The sequence below is a fragment of the Microcella sp. genome, from assembly GCF_025808395.1.
Taxonomy (GTDB): Bacteria; Actinomycetota; Actinomycetes; order Actinomycetales; family Microbacteriaceae; genus Microcella.
In genome coordinates this window covers 1,698,330-1,716,050 of sequence record NZ_CP075524.1, presented here as the reverse complement: position 1 = coordinate 1,716,050, position 17,721 = coordinate 1,698,330, and the positions used below count along the sequence as shown (strand labels likewise).

Genomic DNA, 17,721 nt, shown 5'->3' with positions numbered 1-17,721 from the left:
GTCGACTACGCGATCTGCGCGCCGACCGGCGAGTCGACGCTGACACTGGGCACGTCGACCCGCCGACCGTCGCGCGACGACTCGAGGCCCTTCTCGGCGAGTAGCATGCCGCGAGCTCCGGCCAAGAAGTCGTAGTGGTGGGGGGCGTCGTCGACGACGTGGCGGATGAAGTCTTGCCACTGCGTCTTGAAGCCGTTCTCGAAGACCTCGTTGGTGGGCACGTCGACCCACGTCGAGTCGTAGTCGATCTCGTCGACGAGGTCGGGGTTCCACACGGGCTTCGGGGTCGCGTTGCGCGGTTGGATCTTGCAGCCGAAGAGCCCGACGACGGCAGAGCCGTGCGTGCCATCGACCTGAAACTGCACGAGCTCGTCGCGGTCGACGCGCACCGCCCAGCTCGAGTTGAGCTGCGCGATGATGCCGCCCTCGAGTTCGAACACGGCGTAGGCGGCGTCGTCGGCGGTGGCGGCGTACGGCGTGCCGGCTTCGTCGACGCGCGAGGGAATGTGGGTGACGGCGCGCGAGTAGACCGACTCGACCCGGCCGAACAGGTTCTCGAGCACGTAGCTCCAGTGCGGGAACATGTCGACGGTGATGCCGCCGCCGTCTTCGCTGCGGTAGTTCCAGCTGGGGCGCTGCGAGGGGTGCCAGTCGCCTTCGAAGACCCAGTAGCCGAACTCGCCGCGCACGCTGAGAATGCGGCCGAAGAAGCCGGAGTCGATGAGCCGCTTGAGCTTCTGCAGCCCAGGAAGGTAGAGCTTGTCGTGCACGACGCCGTTCTTGACGCCGGCGTCGGCGGCGAGGCGCGCGAGGGTCAAGGCGTCGTCGAACGACTCGGCGGTGGGCTTCTCGGTGTAGATCGCCTTGCCGGCGGCGATCGCCTTCTGGATGGCAGCGAAGCGGGCTTTGGTGACGAGAAAGTCGGCGTAGATCTGCCAGCGCGGGTCGGCGAGCGCCGCGTCGAGGTCGGTCGAGTAGTGCTCGATGCCATGGCGGGCGGCGAGTTCGGCGAGCTTCTCTTCGTTGCGGCCGACGAGCATGGGCTCGACCTGCACGCGAGTGCCGTCGGCGAGCTCGACGCCGCCCTCGTCGCGAATCGCGAGAATCGAGCGCACGAGGTGCTGCCGGTAGCCCATGCGCCCGGAGGCGCCGTTCATGATGATGCCGATGGTCGACTCTGACACGGTGGTTCTCTCTGCTCAGGGGTTTCGCGTGAACATGGCGAGGCAGTGCCCACGATACGGGAAAGCGTTTACCAAACTGTAGAGCGAGTTGCGCGTCGAAGCAAGAGGGCGCACGAAAGTGTCGCGAGATGCGGTGTGAGAACCGCCCGGTTCAGTGACGGTGCGGGGTGGATGCTCGCAGCACGACCGTCGTCGCCACGGGCTCATGGCTGCCGGCAGCCGGTTCGTCGAGCGCCATCGCCAGTGCGCGGCGCCCCACCTCGGCGAGCGGGATCGCGACGGTCGACAGGGGAGGAGTGACGTCGCGCACGGTCGGAATGTCGTCGAAGCCCGCGAGGGCGATATCGACACCGGGGGTGAGCCCGGCATCGCGCACCGCCGAGAGCGCGCCGACCGCCATGACATCGTTCACGGCGAAGACGAGATCGATCTCACGCCCCATCGCGAGCAGCCGCTGCATGCCCTCGTATCCGCCATCGCGCGTGAACCCGGTGCGCACGACTGCCGCAGGGTCGAGCTCGATGCCGCGCGCAGCGAGCCCTTCGGTGAATCCGCGCAGCCGGTCTTCAGAGGTCACGAGCCCTTCGGGTGCGGCGAGCACGGCGACGTGGCGGTAGCCGCGATCGGCGAGTGCGAGGGCGAGGTCGCGCGCACCCGCGGCGTTGTCGAGCAGCACGGTGCGAAAGTTCAAGTCGTTGGTGCTGATGACGACGACGCGCCCGCCCGTCTGCTCGAAGGCCTCGAGCTCGGCCCGCAGGGCGGGAGCGAGCGGGTCATCGGTGCGGCGAGAACTGGCGAGGATCATGACGCGAGGCCGTTGGCCGCGCATGGTGCGCACGAGTTCGAGCTCGCGCTCGGGGTCGCGCTCGGTGGCCGCCATGGTGACGAGCAATTGCGCTTCGTCGGCTGCTGCGCCGACGCCCGAGGCGATGGTCGAGAAGTAGGGGTCGGCGATATCGGCGACCAGCAGGGCGACGGTGCGCGTCGAGCCGCGAGCGACGGCCTGGGCCGAGAGGTTGGGCGTGTAGTTAAGGCGTTCTGCCGCAGCGAGCACGCGCTGGCGATACTCTTCGGCCACCTTACGCGTGCTGCCGTTGAGCGAGCGCGAGGCCGTCGCTAGCGAGACTCCGGCTTCGCGGGCGACGTCGTGCAGCGTCACCGCGGCACGACTCTCGGCCGGCAGCGGCGCCTGCGGCGGGTTCTCGGGGGCGGTCATCGTGGGACATCTTGCCACGCACTGCGCGGCCGACGGTGGTGCCCACGGTGGGTAAGCGCTTTCCTTGCTAGGCTCGGGGCGATCGAGGAGGTCACGTGCCAGAGGCAACCACCGAGAGCACCCGCGTGCGGGCCGGCATTCTCGGCACCGGTGCTGTTGCGCACCTGCATGCCCAGGCGCTCGCGCTCATGCCGCGGGTCGAGCTCGTCGCCGTGAGCGATTCGAGCGCTGATCGCGCCGCAGACTTCGCGGCCCGATGGGCGGCGGGGGGCGCGGTGCCGAGTGTGCACGACTCGCTCGAGAGCATGCTCGCCACCGCTGAGCTCGACGTCGTGCACCTCTGCACACCGCCGGGCGGTCACGCGGCCCAGACGAATGCCGTCGTCGGCGCAGGGTGCGACGCCATCGTCGAGAAGCCGCCAGCGTTCTCGCTCGCCGAGCTCGACAGCATGACCGCAGCGGCGGCCGCTGCCGGCCGTCGGCTCGCGGTGGTCTTTCAGCAGCGCACCGGCAGCGCAGTGCAGCACGTCAAGAGGCTGCTCGATGCGGGGGCCTTCGGTGCTCCCCGCTTCGCGATCTGCCACACCCTGTGGCATCGAGACGGCGACTACTACGAGGTGCCGTGGCGCGGCACCTGGGCAGGCGAGGGTGGCGGAACGCTGCTGAGCCACGGCATCCATCAGCTTGACCTGCTTGCGCACCTGCTGGGCGAGTGGCGCGAAGCCTCGGCGACGCTCTGGCGTCTCGATCGCGACCTCGAGACCGAAGACCTCGCGACGGGCACGGTGCTGTTCGAGCACGCGGGCACTCCGGTCGTCGCGAGCGTCGTCTCGACCGTGCTCGCTCCCCGCGAGCAGTCGATCATTCGACTCGACTGCGAGCGCGCCACCATCGAGCTCGTCCACCTCTACGGCCACGGCCACGACCACTGGCGCATCACCCCGGCGCAGTCGATCGACCCCGCTGAGGCCGCCCAGTGGGCTCTGCCCGAGACGGAGGTCGCGAGCGGTCACGATGTGCTGCTCGCCGAGGTGTACGCGGCGATCGCTGCGGGCCAGCCCGTGCCGCCCGTCGCGGCCGAGCCCGCGCGAGCGCTCGAGATCGTGACGGCCCTCTACGCCTCTGCCGGTCGCGGCGCTGTCGTCACTCGGCACGAGCTCGCCGACCCTGCGCTGCGCGGGCCCCTCGGCACGGCCGTGCGCGACCTGCGCTCGACGAGAGGGCGCAGATGACGGTGGTGGCGTCTCGCGAGCTCGCGTCGGGCGTCGTGCTCAACGCACCCGAACCGGGGTGCGGCAACGACTCTCCGCGCCCCTGGGTGCACCCTCTCTCAACACCGAGCGGGGTGCGGGTCACCGATGACCAGCCGCTCGACCACCCCTGGCATCGAGGGCTCTCATTCGCGGTGGCGAACGTCGACGCCGCCGACGCGGTCGCGCACAACTTCTGGGGAGGCCCCACGTTCTCGGGCGCAGAGTATGTGCAGCTCGCCAACAACGGCACGCAGCGCTTGATCGAGCGACGCATCACGACGGGAGCCTCGCGTGAAGAGCTCGAATGGTGCACGACCGAGGGCCGGGTTCTGGTGCGCGAGAGCCGCCACCTTCGACTGCACGACGACGGCGCCGCTCGCGGCTCTGCCACCGTGCTCAAGTGGAGCAGCTCTCTCGTCAATGCGTCGGCGACCCCCCTGCGGTTCGGCAGCCCGACGACGGCGGGCCGACCCTCCGCTGGCTACGGCGGGCTGTTTCTGCGCGGCGCACCCGGCTTGATCGGTGCCGAACTGCTTATCGACGGCGAGATCGTGGCTGCCGATGCCGCGATGGGCATGCCTGGTGCCTGGGCCGCCCTGCGATCGGCCGAAGCCACGGTGGCCATCGCAGCGCACGCGGCGAATCCGGTCAGCCCGAGCCCGTGGTTCGTGCGCGTCGACCCCGTGGCGATGCTGTGCGCTGCACCGTTCTTCGACGAGGAGTGGCTGCTCGATGTGGGCGGGCGGGCGACCTGGCAGTGGACGGTGCTCGCGATCGACGGCGCCGCATCGGCGGGCGAGCTCGAGGGCCTGCTCGCGTGAGCGCCGCGATCTTTCGCGACCCGGTGACCGACGGGGCGGCCGATCCGGTCGTCGTCGACGCACCAGGGGGCGAGTGGTGGATGCTCTACACCCAGCGCCGACCGGGCGCGCCCGATGCGGGCGTCGGCTGGGTGCACGGCAGCGCGATCGGCTCGGCGGTGTCGCACGACGGCGGCGCGTCGTGGCACTACGCCGGCGTGCTCGAGGGGCTAGAGGTCGCCGGGCTCGGCCCGGGCGTCCACACCTTCTGGGCTCCCGCGATCGTGCGCGATGCCGGCCGCTATCACCTCTTCGTCACCGTCATCGAGGGCGTTCCGACGCAGTGGCACGGCCACGCCCGCACGATCGAGCGGTTCACGTCAGTCGACCTTCGCGCGTGGAGCCACGAGGGCCGCGTCGAGCTGCCGAGCGAGCGGGTGATCGACGCAGCCGTCGCGCGGTGCCCTGACGGGCGCTGGCGGCTGTGGTGCAAAGACGAGGCGGCAGGCTCGACGACCGCCGTCGCCGTGAGCGATGATCTCGCCGAGTGGCACTACGAGGGAGTCGCCATCGGGGGGCGCCCGCATGAGGGGCCGGTGGCGTTCGCCCTCGGGGGGTGGTGGTGGATGCTCACCGACGAGTGGCGCGGGCTCAGGGTGCACCGCTCGACCGACGCGCGCTCATGGTCGACGCTGGGGCTCGTGCTCGATGCCCCTGGCGCGCACCCGGATGACCGCCAGGTCGCTCGTCACGCCGATGTCGTGGTGCTCGGCGACGAGGCGTGGATCATCTACTTCACCCACCCGGCGTGGGATGGTTCAGAGATCGCCGGCGTGGGCGAGCGCGATGTCGAGGCGCAGCGCAGTGCAGTGCACGTCGCGCGGGCCGTGGTCGTCGACGGTGAGCTTCGGGTCGATCGGGATGTGCCGCCGAGGGTGCCGCTGGGCGCCTCGACACGGTGTGGGAAAGCGAATTCCCATTCAGGCTTGACGAGCGACACCGTGTCGCCTACGGTGTGGGATAACGCTTTCCCAAGCGCGACTATCCGTGGTCTACAGCGACGTCTTCCAGGAGGACAATGATGTTCAGCAATCGCACTCGGCGCATGGCCCTCGCGGCCACCGCCACTGCCGCAGCCGCGGCACTCGCCCTCGCGGGCTGCGCGCCCGCCGACGCCCCCAGCGAGTTCGACCCCGAGGCAGAGGTCGAGCTCACCTTCACGTGGTGGGGCAACGACGACCGTGCCGCCCGCTACCAGACGCTCATCGACGCGTTCAACGAGCAGCACCCGAACATCACGATCAACGGCAACTTCACCGACTTCCCGAGCTACTGGGAGGTGCGACAGACCGAAGCCGCCGGCGGCGGACTGCCCGACGTGTGGCAATTCAGCGACTCGTACCTGCGCCAGTACGCAGAGCCAGGCCTGCTGCTCGACCTCGGCACGGTCTCTGAGTACGTCGACTTCTCGGCGTTCGATGACGCGCTGCTCGGCACCGGCCAGCTCGGCGGCACGCAGTACTCGCTGCCGACCGGCTACAGCGCGTGGGCGGTCTTCCAGAACGACGACCTGCTTGCCGAGCTCGGCGTCGAGCCCTACCCGGGCGGAACGAGCTACGCCGAGTACTCGGCGTGGATGGCCGAGGTCACCGCGGCCGGTGCCAGTGCCGGCGTCTACGGCGGCACCGACTTCACGCAGCGCATCCAGAGCTTCGAGAACGTGCTGCGCGCCCAGGGCAAGAACCTCTACACGGCCGATGGCGGTCTCGGCCTCACCGAAGACGACCTCAGGGCCTACTGGGAGTCGGGCGCGGCCGACCGCGCCTCAGTGACCATTCCGCAGTCGCGACTCGAAGAGATCTCGCCCGTCTCGGGCTTCGGTGCTCGACTGACCGCGAGCGAGATGGGCTGGAGCAACTTCCTCGGCGGATACCTCGCCGAGTCGGGCGCCGCCTCGCTCTCGATGGTCGCCCCTCCGCTCGACGTGCCCGGCGGCCAAGACCTCTACCGCCAGACCGGTCTGCAGATGGCGATCTCGGCCAACACCGCGCACCCCGAAGCCGCAGCCCTCTTCCTCGACTTCGTGGTGAACAGCCCCGAGGCCGGAGAGATCTTCGGCACCACACTGGGCTTCCCCGCCTCGAGCACCAAGCTCGCCGGTGCCAACCTCGAGGGCGCTGACGCGCAGGTCGCCGACTACCTCGAGTCGGTCGCCGACCGCATCGGTGCGGCGCCGCCCGTGCCCGTCATCGGCTACGGTTCGCTCGAGCAGACCTTCTGGAGCCTCGGAAAGTCGATCGGCCTGAACGCGATCTCGGTCGATGATGCTGTGCAGCAGTTCTTCGACGAGGCCGCCGTCATTCTCGGCCTCTAGCAACACGAGCCCTACCGCACGAAGGAGTCACGACCCATGACCACGATCGACACGACCGCAGGGTCGGCGACACCGGGTGAGTCGGGCTCCGGCTCCCGTCCGGCGCAGCAGCGCCGGGCGGGAGCCCCCCGGGCGGGGCGGGCCATGAGCACTCGCCGCCGCGACACGATCGCGGGCTACGTCTTTCTCTCGCCCTGGCTGCTCGGCTTCTTCGCCCTCACGGCCGGCCCGATGCTCGCGTCGCTCTACCTCGCCTTCACCAACTACGGCATCTTCAACGCCCCCGAATGGATCGGCTTCGCCAACTTCGAGCGCATGATGAACGATCAGCGCTACTGGGGGTCGGTGCGCATCACGCTGCTCTACGTGCTCGTCGGCGTTCCGATCAAGCTCGCGGCGGCCCTCGCCATCGCGATGCTGCTCAACATGCCGCGCAGGGGCACCGGGTTCTTCCGCAGCGCCTTCTATGCGCCCTCGCTCATCGGAGCGAGCGTGAGCATCGCCATCGTGTGGCGCGCGATGTTCTCGACCAACGGGCCCGTCGACTCGGGGCTGAGCTTCTTCGGCATCGAGATCGGCGGCTGGGTCGGTATTCCCGCACTCATCCTGCCCATGATGATCCTGCTCGCCGTCTGGCAGTTCGGTGCACCCATGGTCATCTTCCTCGCCGGGCTCAAGCAAGTGCCGCACGAGCTCTATGAAGCTGCGAGTGTCGACGGTGCGGGCCCCATCCGCAAGTTCTTAAGCGTCACGCTGCCCATGCTCTCGCCCGTCATCTTCTTCAATCTGCTGCTCGAGATGATCAACGCCTTCCAGGTGTTCGCCTCTGCCTACATCATCGGCTCGGGAACAGGCGGCCCGGCAGATGCGACGAACTTCTACACCGTCTACCTCTACACTCGCGCCTTCACCAACAGCCAGATGGGGTACGCCTCGGCCATGGCCTGGGTGCTGCTCATCGCCGTCGGCATCATCGCCTTCATCCTCTTCCGCACCTCGCGATCGTGGGTGCACTACGCAGGAGACTCCAAGTGACCGCGCCCCTTTCGAGCATCGACCTCGACGACACCCGCACGATGCCGATCACGAGCGTCATCCCGGTGCGGCCCGGCATGAAGCTCTACCGCCGCGTCACGGGTGCGATCTGGACGACCGTGATTCTGGCACTCACCTTCGTCGTGCTGTACCCGCTCGCGTGGATGGTCTCGGCCTCGTTCAAGCCCAACAGCGAGTTCGGCAGCAATCAGGCGTTCTTCCCGATCGCTCCGACAATCGACAACTTCATCAAAGTCTTCGACGGCGTCGGCGGGGTGCCGCTCGCAGTCTTCTTCCTGAACTCGTTCCTGCTCGGCATCGGCTCGGTCATCGGCACCGTCATCTCGGCCTCGATGGCCGCCTACGCCTTCGCTCGCATCTCGTTCAAGGGCCGAGGAGCGTTCTTCGCCATCATGATCGGCACGCTCTTGCTGCCCTTCCACGTGCTGATCATTCCGCAGTACATCATCTTCAGAAACCTCGACATGATCGACACGTTCTGGCCGCTGCTCATCGGCAAGTTCCTCGCCACCGAAGCCTTCTTCGTCTTCCTCATGGTGCAGTTCATCCGCAGCCTGCCGCGTGAGCTCGACGAGGCCGCGCGCATCGACGGCTGCGGCCACGCGCGCATCTACTTCTCGATCACCCTGCCGCTCATCAAGCCCGCGCTCATCACGTCGTCGATCTTCGCCTTCATCTGGAGCTGGAACGACTTTCTCGGCCCCTTGCTCTACCTGACGAGCCCACGCAACTACCCGCTGCCGCTCGCCCTGCGAATCTTCAACGACCAGACCTTCGTGAGCGACTACGGAGCCACGATCGCCGTCTCGGTGCTCGCACTGCTGCCCGTGCTGCTGTTCTTCATCGTGTTTCAGCGCTTTCTCGTCGAAGGTGTGGCCACGCAGGGCCTCAAGGGCTGAGAATCGCAGGATGACCGCACACCGTCGCCCGCAGCGGCAGCCGGTCGACGGCAGTCGGCTGCGATGGCCCGGTGCCGCGGCAGGCTTCACGCTCTTTGGAGAAGTGCTGTGGATCGGGGTGATCGTGACGGTCGTGGGCCTGCCCCTGCTGACCCTGCCGGCGGCACTGGCCGCGGGGGTGCGCTCTCTGCGCCGTTACCTGCGCGCCGAGCGCAGCGGCCTTGCCGAGTTCTGGCGCGACGTGCGCTCGGCGGTGCTGCCCGGCATGGTCACGGCTCTGGCGGTGATCGGCGCCCTCGGCCTGATCGGCGCCTCGGCACTCGTCGCCTCGACCACCTCCCTTCCCGGTCGCGAGCTCGTGCTGGTGGTGTGCGCGCTCGCGACCGTGGCCGTGCTCACCGCGCTCGTCGCACTCGCCTCGCTGTGGCGGCCGACCCTCGGGTGGGCGGAGGCGGCGCGAGCATTGCGACCCGCCCTCACCGCCGATGTCGGTGGCACGGTGCTGCTCGTCGTCGCCGTCGGGCTCACGGCGATCGCGGCATGGCAGCTGCCTCCGCTCATCGTGCCCGCGCTCGGCTGCCTCGCCTTCGCCGCCGCGGTCGTCGTCGAACGCAGAATCGCGCGCGAGCATCCGCTCATCGAATCCGCCCACTGACACCGCGACAGAAGGAGGCCGCCGTGCACTACGGCGCCGATTACAACCCCGAGCAATGGCCCGAGAGCGTGTGGCCAGACGACATCGCCCGCATGCGTGACGCCGGCGTCACCATGGTGAGCCTCGGCATCTTCTCGTGGTCGCGGCTGCAGCCGGCGCCAGACGAGTGGAGCTTCGACTGGCTCGATCGAGTCATCGAGCTGCTGCACGAGGGCGGCATCGCCGTCGATCTCGCCACGGCCACGGCCAGCCCGCCGCCGTGGCTGGCGCACCTGCACCCCGAGACTCTCGCCGCCGACGAGCGCGGAGCCGCCTACTGGCCGGGCAGCCGGCAGCATCACGCTGTGGCGAGCCCCGTCTACCGCCGATACGGCCTCGAGCTCGTGCGTCGACTCGCCGAGCGCTATGCCGATCACCCCGCGGTCGTGCTCTGGCACGTCGACAACGAGCTCGGCTGCCACCTGCCGCTCGACTACTCCGACGCGGCGCGCGACGCCTTCAGGGTCTGGCTCGCCGACCGGTACGGCAGCGTCGACGCGCTCAACGAGGCGTGGGGCACGAACTTCTGGTCGCAGCGCTACCGAGCCTTCGACGAGATCGTGCCGCCCCGCCTGGCGCCCTACTCGCACAACCCAGGGCAGCTGCTCGACTTCAGACGGTTCACGAGCGACACCCTGCTTAGCTGGTATCTGCAGCAGAAGCAGACTGTGCGCGATGCCGGCGCACGACAGCCGATCACCACCAACATGATGGGCGCCTTCAAGCCCACCGACTACTTCGCGTGGGCTGAACACATGGACGTCATCAGCGACGACGCCTACCCCGACCCGAACGACCCAGAGAGCTTTCGACGCTCGGCACTGCAGCGTGACCTCATGCGCTCGCTCAAGCCGGGCACACCGTGGCTGCTGCTCGAGCAGTCGACGAACGCGCTCAACTGGCGCCCGTCGAATGCACCGAAGGCGCCGGGGCAGATGGCCGCGCTGAGCGCGCAGGCGATCGGCCGCGGTGCCGACTCGGTGCTGTTCTTCCAGTGGAGGCAATCGCGAGCGGGGGCTGAGAAGTTCCACTCGGCGATGCTGCCGCTCGCCGGAACCGACACGAGAACCTGGCGCGAGGTCGTCGATCTCGGCGCTCGTCTCGCCGCGCTGCCCGAGCTTCCTCCGCCTGCGGTCGACGACGCTCGCGTCGCCATCGTGCTCGACTGGCCCAGCTGGTGGGCGCTCGAAGCCCCCGACCATCCCGTCGCTCTCGACCAGCAGGCCATTCTGTGGCGCTGGTACGACGCCCTGCACGAGCGCCACGTCATGGTCGACATCGTCTCGCCAAGCCGGGTGGCCCCTCACCACCGACTCGTCATCGCTCCGGCGCTCTACCTGCTGACCGACGACGATGCGCAGCACATCGCTGACTGGGTGGCGGCCGGCGGCCAGCTGCTCGCCGGCCCGTTCACCGACATCGTCGATGAGTTCGATCGTTTTCCGACGCCGAGCGACGGCCGGCCCGGCTACCAGCAGCGGTGGCGAGACCTGCTGGGCATCAGACTCGAAGACTTCGGAGCGCTCGTCTCCCCCGACGCGCCTGCGTCTGAGCCGGGCGAGCGCCTGGCACCCTTTGGCCCGTCCACCGATGATGCGGCACCGGATGCCCGCCCCGGCCCGCACGGCGTCGGAACCCTGCTCGCAGAGCACCTGCACCTGGCGGGGGCCGAGGCCGAGGCGCGATTCAGCGCCGGGCGGCGCGCGGGCGACCCTGCACTGACGCGCCACGCGCACGGGGCCGGAGCAGCGCGCTACCTCGCGACGCTGCCCGACAGAGACACTGCCCTCGCCCTCGTCGACCATCTTCTCGCCGACCCGGTCTTCGCGGGGGCGCACTTGCGCGAGAGCGAGGTGCTGCGACGAGGCCAGCTGACTGCCGGCGACGTGCCCGGCACCGTCGAGGTCGCCCGGCGGGGGCCGGTGCTGACGGTGATCAACCACGGCTCCGAGCCGGTGACGCTGCAGATTCCCGGCCGAGTGCTGCTCGAGACCAGTGCGCTCGCCTCTGCGGGGGGCGCGCCGTCGGCACGCACCGAGTCAGAGGTGCGCGTGCTCGCTCCCTATGATTCGATCATGACCCTGCTCGACGAGCCCACCCCGTGAGCTGATGCGCATCGTCGTCGCACCAGACTCGCTCAAAGGCTCAGCGACCGCGGCCGAGGCGGCGCGGGCGATCGCTGAGGGGTGGCAGAGCATCCGCCCCAGAGACCTGGTCACGATCGTGCCGATGGCCGACGGCGGAGAGGGAACGGTGGATGCTGTGGCCGCAGCGCTGCCGCACAGTGAGGTGCTGTCGACTCGCGTCACCGGGCCAGACGGCCGCGTCGTCGAGGCTGCCTGGCTGCGGTTCGTCGACGGCGCCGGGCGTCGCACCGCTCTCGTCGAGCTCGCTGAAGCCTCGGGCCTGCTGCTGCTCAGCGAGCCGGCCCCGCTCACGGCGCACACGCTCGGTCTCGGCGAAGTCATGCGCGCGGCGCTCGACTCGGGGGTCGACCGGCTGCTGATCGCCATCGGGGGCAGCTGCTCGACCGACGGCGGCGCGGGTGCACTGCTCGCCCTCGGCGCGACCCTCGTCGACGGGCACGGCGACAGCCTGCAGCTGGGCAATGCTGCACTGCACGCTCTCGACCACGCAGACCTCACGACGGCCGTGCCGCCGCCCCCGGGCGGCGCCGTGGTGCTCACCGACGTCGACAACCCGCTGCTCGGCAGCCGAGGGGCGGTCGCCGTCTTCGGGGCGCAGAAGGGCATCGATGACACGATGGCGCTCGACGCCGAGCGCGGGCTCGAGCGACTCGCTGCAGTGCTCGCTGCAGGCTCGCCCGAGGGCGTCTCGCCTGCTGCCGCGGGCGCCGGAGCGGCGGGCGGAGTCGGTTTCGGGCTGCTCTCGTGGGGCGCCGAGCTCGCCGCCGGCGCTCGCGAGCTCGCCGCGACCATCGGCCTGCCCGCGGCGATTGCAGACGCCGACCTCGTCATCACTGGTGAGGGTCGCTTCGACGGGCAGTCGGCCGGGGGCAAGGCGCCCGTCGAGGTCGCCAGGCTCGCCGAGGCAGCCGGGGTACCCTGCGCGCTCGTGGCCGGGGCGATCGACGCAGAGACGACGGCGTTCAGCGACGCCGTCTCGCTCACCGACGTGGCGGGCTCGGCCGACTCTGCTATGAGCGAACCGCTGCAGTGGCTGCGACGCGCGGGAGCCAGGCTCGCCTCAGCGCACCTTGCTGATTGACTGGAGGCATGGATCTCGACCTGACCGCCCCACAGTGGGCGGGCTTCTCGATCGTCGTTCTCGGGCTCGTGCTGCTCGTCTCTGCGGTGTTGCGCAGGTTCGTGCCGCTGCTCGCCTCGCTGTTCATCCCCACCTCGGTGATCGCAGGGTTTCTCATTCTGCTCATCGGCCCGCAGGCGCTCGGGCTCTGGACGGGCACCGAAGGCCTGATACCTGCACCGGTGCTCGCCGTGTGGGCCACGCTGCCCGCGCTGCTCATCAACGTGGTCTTCGCCGCCGTCATGCTCGGCAAGGCGCTGCCATCTGCACGTGAGATCTGGACGACCTCGGCGCCGCACGTCATCTTCGGCAGCGCGCTGTCGTTCGGGCAGTTCGCCTTGGGCTCGCTCGCCGTCGTGCTCATCCTCACCCCCTTCTTCGGTGTCAGCGACCTCGCCGGCTCGATCATCGAGCTGTCGTTCGCGGGCGGGCACGGCACCATCGCCGGCATGGGGCCACTCTTGACCGATGCCGGGGCGGCTGAGCTCATCGACCTCGGGCTCGGGCTCGCCACCATCTCGATGGTGACCGGCATCGTCATCGGTTCGCTGCTCGTGAAGTGGGCCGTGCGCAACCCGCGCATCAGCGTCGCACGCACCACTCCGCCCAGCCGCGATGAGGCTCACGATCTCAACGCCTCGGGCGTCGACCCCGAGGGCGACGCTCCCGAGCCAGAGAACCGCGGCATGGGCCCCGTCACGGTGGCGGTCGTGGCGATCGCGCTCTCAATCGCGCTCGCGATGGTGCTGCTCGAAACGCTGCGCGCCATCGCCGGCGCCTTCGGCTCTGATGTCTTCGAGTCGTTTCCGCTCTTTCCGTTCACGGTCATCGGCGGGTTCGTCGTGCAGCTTGCGGCCACTCGCCTGAAGCACGACCACCTCATCTCGAAGCGCGCCGTCAACGGCATCTCAGCGGTCGCGCTCGACGTGCTCATCGCCTCGGCCATCGGCACGATGTCGCTCGCCGCACTCGGCTCGAACATTCCCGCGCTCGTCGTCTTCACGGTCATCGCCGTCGCCTGGAGCGTCGTGGCGCTGCTCGTCTTCGGCCCGCGCATTCACGGGCGCGACTGGTTCGAGCATGCCATCGCCGACTTCGGTCAATCGCAGGGCAACGTGGCCACCGGTTTCGTGCTCGCCGACATGGTCGACCCGCAACGGCGCACCAAGGCCACGACCGCCTACGGCTACAAGCAGCTCGGCTACGAACCGTTTCTCGGCGGTGGGCTCATCACCGCGTTCTCGGTGCCGCTCATCCTCGCCTGGGGTTCGCTGACCTTCGGCATCGTCTCGGCGGTGCTCGCCGCGGGCATGCTCACCTGGGGGGTGCTGCGGCAGCGTGCCCGCGCTGCTCGCTGATTTGTAGGCTGTGCTCATGACTGATGCCCAGCACGCGGTCGAGGCCGCCCAGAAGGCGCTCGAAGAGGCACAGGCAGCGCTCGCCGCAGCGACAGAGGCGGCGCAGCGGCAGGCCGTGGCGGCAGAGTCGGTGACCGCCCCGACTGCACCCGCGAGCGGCCCGCTCGACGACGAGCGCGTGGCGAGCATCCGTTCTGGGTACTCGATGCAGGGCGCAGTGCTCGAGATGGGCGCCCTCGTCAACGGCGACGCGATGCCCGACGTGCCGGTGCGCATTCCGATCGCGATGACCAACCGGCACGGGCTCGTCGCCGGCGCCACCGGCACCGGCAAGACGAAGACGCTGCAGGTGCTCGCCGAGCAGTTGAGTGCGGCAGGGGTGCCCGTCTTCGCCGCCGACATCAAGGGCGACCTCAGCGGCATCGCGGTCGAGGGCGCAGGCGGCGAGAAGCTGCTCGCGCGCACCGCCGGCATCGGTCAAGACTGGAAGCCCACGGCGCACCCCACCGAGTTCTACTGCCTCGGCGGCGTCGGGCACGGTGTGCCCGTGCGGGCCACGGTGTCGAGCTTCGGGCCGCTCATGCTGTCGAAAGTGCTCGGGCTCAACCAGACGCAAGAGTCGAGCCTCGGCCTCGTCTTCCACTACGCCGACCTGCACGGGCTGCCGCTCGTCGACCTCACCGACCTGCGCACCGTCATACAGTTCTTGACGAGCCCCGAGGGCAAGGCAGACCTCGCCGAGCTGGGCGGGCTGAGCAAGGCCACCGCTGGCGTCATTCTGCGCGAGCTCATCACCTTCGCCGCCGATGGCGCCGACGTGTTCTTCGGCGAACCCGAGTTCGACACCGCCGAGTTCTTGCGCACCACCGCCGACGGGCGGGGCATCGTGAGCCTGCTCGAAGTTCCCGGCGTCGCCGACAAGCCCGCGCTCTTCTCGACCTTTCTCATGTGGCTGCTCGCCGACCTGTTCAACGACCTGCCAGAGGTCGGCGACATCGACAGACCGAAGCTCGTCTTCTTCTTCGACGAAGCTCACTTGCTGTTCAAGGATGCGAGCAAGGCGTTTCTCTCGGCGATCACGCAGACCGTTCGGCTCATCCGCTCGAAGGGGGTCGGCATCTTCTTCGTCACGCAGACGCCGAAAGACGTGCCGTCTGACGTGCTCGCCCAGCTCGGGTCACGCGTGCAGCACCAGCTTCGAGCGCACACCCCAGACGACCAAACGGCGCTGCGCTCGACCGTGCGCACCTACCCGAACTCGGGCTACGACCTCGAGCAGGTGCTCATGAACCTCGGCATCGGCGAGGCGATCGTCACCGTCATGAACGAGAAGGGCGCCCCGTCGCCCGTGGCCTGGACGAGGCTGCGGGCGCCGCAGGGTTCGATGGATCCCGCCCCGGCCGACGTCATCGCGCACTCGGTCGCCTCGTCGCCCCTCATGGCGCGCTACGGCCAGGCGATCGACCCCGAGTCTGCGCACGAGATGCTCGCGGCGCGCATGAACGCGGCGGCCGAGGCGCAAGCGGCACGAGATGCCGACGCGCAGCGTGACAAGGCGCAGGCCGAGTACGAGAAAGCGCTGCGCGATCTCAAGAAGAGAGACGGCACGACCACGCGCACCACGACGCGCCGCACCACGAAGGCACCCGCCGGACCCGGCGATGTCGTCGGCGACCTGCTGGGTTCGCGCGCTGGCCAGACCGTCATCCGCGAAGTCGTGCGCGGCATCTTCGGAACCCTCGGTCGGCGCTGACCGGTCGGGTCGCTAGAACGGAAACAGCACGGGCACGAGCAGCGCGGCGACCGCGAGAAACAGCACCATGATCGGCAACCCGAACTTCCAGTAGTCACCGAACTGCAGGCCCGCCGGCGCCATGATCATGAGGTTGGCGGGCGTCGCGACCGGGGTGAGCAGCGCGGCGGCCGACACCACCGCGACGGCGAGCAAGAAGGGCAAGGGCGAGACGCCGAGCTCGTAGGCGACCGAGATCGCGATCGGCGCGACGATGAGCGCCGTCGCCGTGTTGCTGATGAGCTGCCCGAAGATGAGCGTGACCACGAGCAGCGCCGTGAGCACGACATGCGGCCCGAACGACCCGACGACGTCGACGATGCCGGTGGCGATGAGATCGGCGGCACCGGTCTGCGTGATCGCGGTCGACACCGGAATCATGCCGCCGACGAGCAGCACGGTCGTCCACTGAATCGAACGGTGGGCCTTCTCGATCGACACGGTGCGGGTGAGCACCATCGCGCCCGCAGCGAGCAAGCCCGCGACGGCGGGCGGCATGATGCCCGTGGCGAGCGCGATCACCATGAGCACGAGCACGACGAGGGCGGTGTATGCACGGCGGCCGATCGGAGCCGCCTGGCGGCGGATCTGGTCGGGAGCATCGACGACCATGACCGAGGGGTCGCGCAGATTCTCATCGAGGGCATCCCACCTGCCCTGCACGAGCAGAATATCGCCGGCTTCGAGCCGCAGGTCGGTCTGGTCGCCGACATCGTCGCCGCCGCGCTGAATGGCCACGATGATGAGGTCGCCGCTCTCGGTGATCATGCCCGGCCACACCGGGTCTCCGATCGCCCGTGATCGAGGCGGGATGACGATCTCGGCCACGCCATATTCGGCGTCGAGGGTCGCCCAGTTCGCGGCCACCGTGCTCGTGCCGACGCCTTCGAGCTTCGAGTCGTCGCTCACCGAGCGAATGGCCGTCGGGGTTCCCTGCAGAATGAGCACGTCTCCGGCGCGGATCGCTGCGTCGGCATCGCGCACGCCTGGCGCCGACGGCGACTGGATGGCGATGAGCGTGACGGCGGTCGCTGACTCGAAGACGATCTCGCTCTCGGTCTTGCCGATGAGTGGCGAACCAGAGAGCACGCGCACGCGACCGAACGGCTGCGCGCCCCCGAACTGGGCCAGCAGCGTTCGAGCGTGGTCGCCGAGATCTGTCGAGAGGGTCGAGGGGATGCGGGCCGGAATCAGGCGATTGCCGAAGAGCACCGTGATGAGAATGGTGCCGGCCACGATGGGCACCCCCACGAGCCCGAACTCGAAGAAGCCGAACGCTCGACCGGTCTCTTCCTCGGCCAACTCAGACATGATGACGTTCACGGGTGAACCGGTGAGCGTGAGCAGCGAGCCGGCGTGGGCGCCGAAGGCGAGCGGCAGCAGCAGCCGCGCCGAGGCGACCGACATTTTCGTGGCGATGACGACGACGACCGGCAGCAGAGCGGCCACGGCTCCGTTGACGCTGATGAGCGCGGCGAGCACAGCGACGACGAGCATGATGATGACCGTGAGCGTGCGGGAGCTGCCGCCACCGCTCGCGATGAGGCGCTGCCCCGTCCACGCCGTGAGGCCCGACGAGTCGAGACCCTCGGCCACAACGAACAGACTGGCGATGAGAATCACGGCCGGATCACCGAATCCGGCGAAGGTCTGACCGAGGTCGAGAATGCCCGTGGCATACAGCGCGAGCGAGGCTCCGATCGCGATGAGACCGACCGGAATGCGATTGCTCACGAAGGCGAAGACGACGATCGCGAGTATCAGCATGGTCACCGCGATATCGCTCACGATCAGACACTAACCGAGTGCAGGGTTTCTCCCTAGAGTG

14 protein-coding genes are annotated in these 17,721 nt (G+C 69.0%); 11 read left to right on the top strand and 3 right to left on the bottom strand.

What is annotated here, in order from left to right; genetic code table 11:
• Positions 1 to 5: 5 nt before the first annotated feature.
• Complete coding sequence (locus KIT89_RS08325) at positions 6 to 1,157, bottom strand: Gfo/Idh/MocA family oxidoreductase (RefSeq protein WP_297603946.1); 1,152 nt, start codon at positions 1,155 to 1,157, stop codon at positions 6 to 8.
• A 178-nt stretch (positions 1,158 to 1,335) separates the two neighbouring features.
• Positions 1,336 to 2,400, bottom strand: coding sequence for a LacI family DNA-binding transcriptional regulator (locus KIT89_RS08320; RefSeq protein ID WP_297600187.1), 1,065 nt, complete (start codon positions 2,398 to 2,400; stop codon positions 1,336 to 1,338).
• A 95-nt stretch (positions 2,401 to 2,495) separates the two neighbouring features.
• On the opposite strand from KIT89_RS08320, the gene KIT89_RS08315 reads away from it, so the two are divergent.
• The 11 genes from KIT89_RS08315 to KIT89_RS08265 all read left to right on the top strand — a co-directional run bounded on the left by KIT89_RS08315 (position 2,496) and on the right by KIT89_RS08265 (position 15,854).
• Complete coding sequence (locus KIT89_RS08315; protein ID WP_297600185.1) at positions 2,496 to 3,632, top strand: Gfo/Idh/MocA family oxidoreductase; 1,137 nt, start codon at positions 2,496 to 2,498, stop codon at positions 3,630 to 3,632.
• Entirely contained in the window at positions 3,629 to 4,474 is an 846-nt protein-coding gene (locus KIT89_RS08310) for a DUF6807 family protein (protein WP_297600183.1), read from the top strand. Before KIT89_RS08315 ends, KIT89_RS08310 begins: the two co-directional genes overlap by 4 nt.
• Positions 4,471 to 5,535, top strand: a complete 1,065-nt coding sequence (locus tag KIT89_RS08305; protein WP_297600180.1) for a hypothetical protein — start codon at positions 4,471 to 4,473, stop codon at positions 5,533 to 5,535. Before KIT89_RS08310 ends, KIT89_RS08305 begins: the two co-directional genes overlap by 4 nt.
• On the top strand, positions 5,532 to 6,827 hold the full coding sequence (locus KIT89_RS08300) for an ABC transporter substrate-binding protein (RefSeq protein ID WP_297600177.1): 1,296 nt from the start codon (positions 5,532 to 5,534) through the stop codon (positions 6,825 to 6,827). Before KIT89_RS08305 ends, KIT89_RS08300 begins: the two co-directional genes overlap by 4 nt.
• A gap of 144 nt (positions 6,828 to 6,971) precedes the next feature.
• Positions 6,972 to 7,862, top strand: a complete 891-nt coding sequence (locus KIT89_RS08295) for a carbohydrate ABC transporter permease (protein ID WP_297603945.1) — start codon at positions 6,972 to 6,974, stop codon at positions 7,860 to 7,862.
• A 77-nt stretch (positions 7,863 to 7,939) separates the two neighbouring features.
• Positions 7,940 to 8,782, top strand: coding sequence for a carbohydrate ABC transporter permease (locus KIT89_RS08290; RefSeq protein ID WP_297603944.1), 843 nt, complete (start codon positions 7,940 to 7,942; stop codon positions 8,780 to 8,782).
• 10 nt (positions 8,783 to 8,792) lie between these two features.
• Positions 8,793 to 9,437 (top strand): hypothetical protein, encoded by a 645-nt coding sequence (locus tag KIT89_RS08285; RefSeq protein WP_297600175.1) that lies wholly within the window; start codon positions 8,793 to 8,795, stop codon positions 9,435 to 9,437.
• 23 nt (positions 9,438 to 9,460) lie between these two features.
• Positions 9,461 to 11,581, top strand: a complete 2,121-nt coding sequence (locus tag KIT89_RS08280; protein WP_297600172.1) for a beta-galactosidase — start codon at positions 9,461 to 9,463, stop codon at positions 11,579 to 11,581.
• A gap of 4 nt (positions 11,582 to 11,585) precedes the next feature.
• Positions 11,586 to 12,704: a glycerate kinase gene (locus KIT89_RS08275; RefSeq protein ID WP_297600169.1), complete on the top strand. Its 1,119-nt coding sequence runs from the start codon at positions 11,586 to 11,588 to the stop codon at positions 12,702 to 12,704.
• Positions 12,705 to 12,712: 8 nt separating this feature from the next.
• Positions 12,713 to 14,101, top strand: coding sequence for a sodium/glutamate symporter (locus KIT89_RS08270; RefSeq protein ID WP_297600166.1), 1,389 nt, complete (start codon positions 12,713 to 12,715; stop codon positions 14,099 to 14,101).
• 16 nt (positions 14,102 to 14,117) lie between these two features.
• Entirely contained in the window at positions 14,118 to 15,854 is a 1,737-nt protein-coding gene (locus tag KIT89_RS08265) for a helicase HerA-like domain-containing protein (protein ID WP_297600163.1), read from the top strand.
• Between the two features lie 12 nt (positions 15,855 to 15,866).
• Here KIT89_RS08265 and KIT89_RS08260 read toward each other — a convergent pair whose 3' ends face one another.
• The gene (locus KIT89_RS08260) at positions 15,867 to 17,681 is read right to left on the bottom strand and encodes an SLC13 family permease (RefSeq protein WP_297600160.1); all 1,815 of its coding nucleotides are present in this window, start codon (positions 17,679 to 17,681) and stop codon (positions 15,867 to 15,869) included.
• Positions 17,682 to 17,721: the final 40 nt, after the last annotated feature.

Coding starts and splice junctions, on each gene's coding strand:
- KIT89_RS08325 (WP_297603946.1), bottom strand. CDS start 1,157: ATGAACGGCGCCTCCGGGCGCATGGGCTACCGGCAGCACCTCGTGCGC.
- KIT89_RS08320 (WP_297600187.1), bottom strand. CDS start 2,400: ATGACCGCCCCCGAGAACCCGCCGCAGGCGCCGCTGCCGGCCGAGAGT.
- KIT89_RS08310 (WP_297600183.1), top strand. CDS start 3,629: ATGACGGTGGTGGCGTCTCGCGAGCTCGCGTCGGGCGTCGTGCTCAAC.
- KIT89_RS08300 (WP_297600177.1), top strand. CDS start 5,532: ATGATGTTCAGCAATCGCACTCGGCGCATGGCCCTCGCGGCCACCGCC.
- KIT89_RS08295 (WP_297603945.1), top strand. CDS start 6,972: ATGAGCACTCGCCGCCGCGACACGATCGCGGGCTACGTCTTTCTCTCG.
- KIT89_RS08290 (WP_297603944.1), top strand. CDS start 7,940: ATGAAGCTCTACCGCCGCGTCACGGGTGCGATCTGGACGACCGTGATT.
- KIT89_RS08285 (WP_297600175.1), top strand. CDS start 8,793: ATGACCGCACACCGTCGCCCGCAGCGGCAGCCGGTCGACGGCAGTCGG.
- KIT89_RS08275 (WP_297600169.1), top strand. CDS start 11,586: ATGCGCATCGTCGTCGCACCAGACTCGCTCAAAGGCTCAGCGACCGCG.
- KIT89_RS08270 (WP_297600166.1), top strand. CDS start 12,713: ATGGATCTCGACCTGACCGCCCCACAGTGGGCGGGCTTCTCGATCGTC.
- KIT89_RS08265 (WP_297600163.1), top strand. CDS start 14,118: ATGACTGATGCCCAGCACGCGGTCGAGGCCGCCCAGAAGGCGCTCGAA.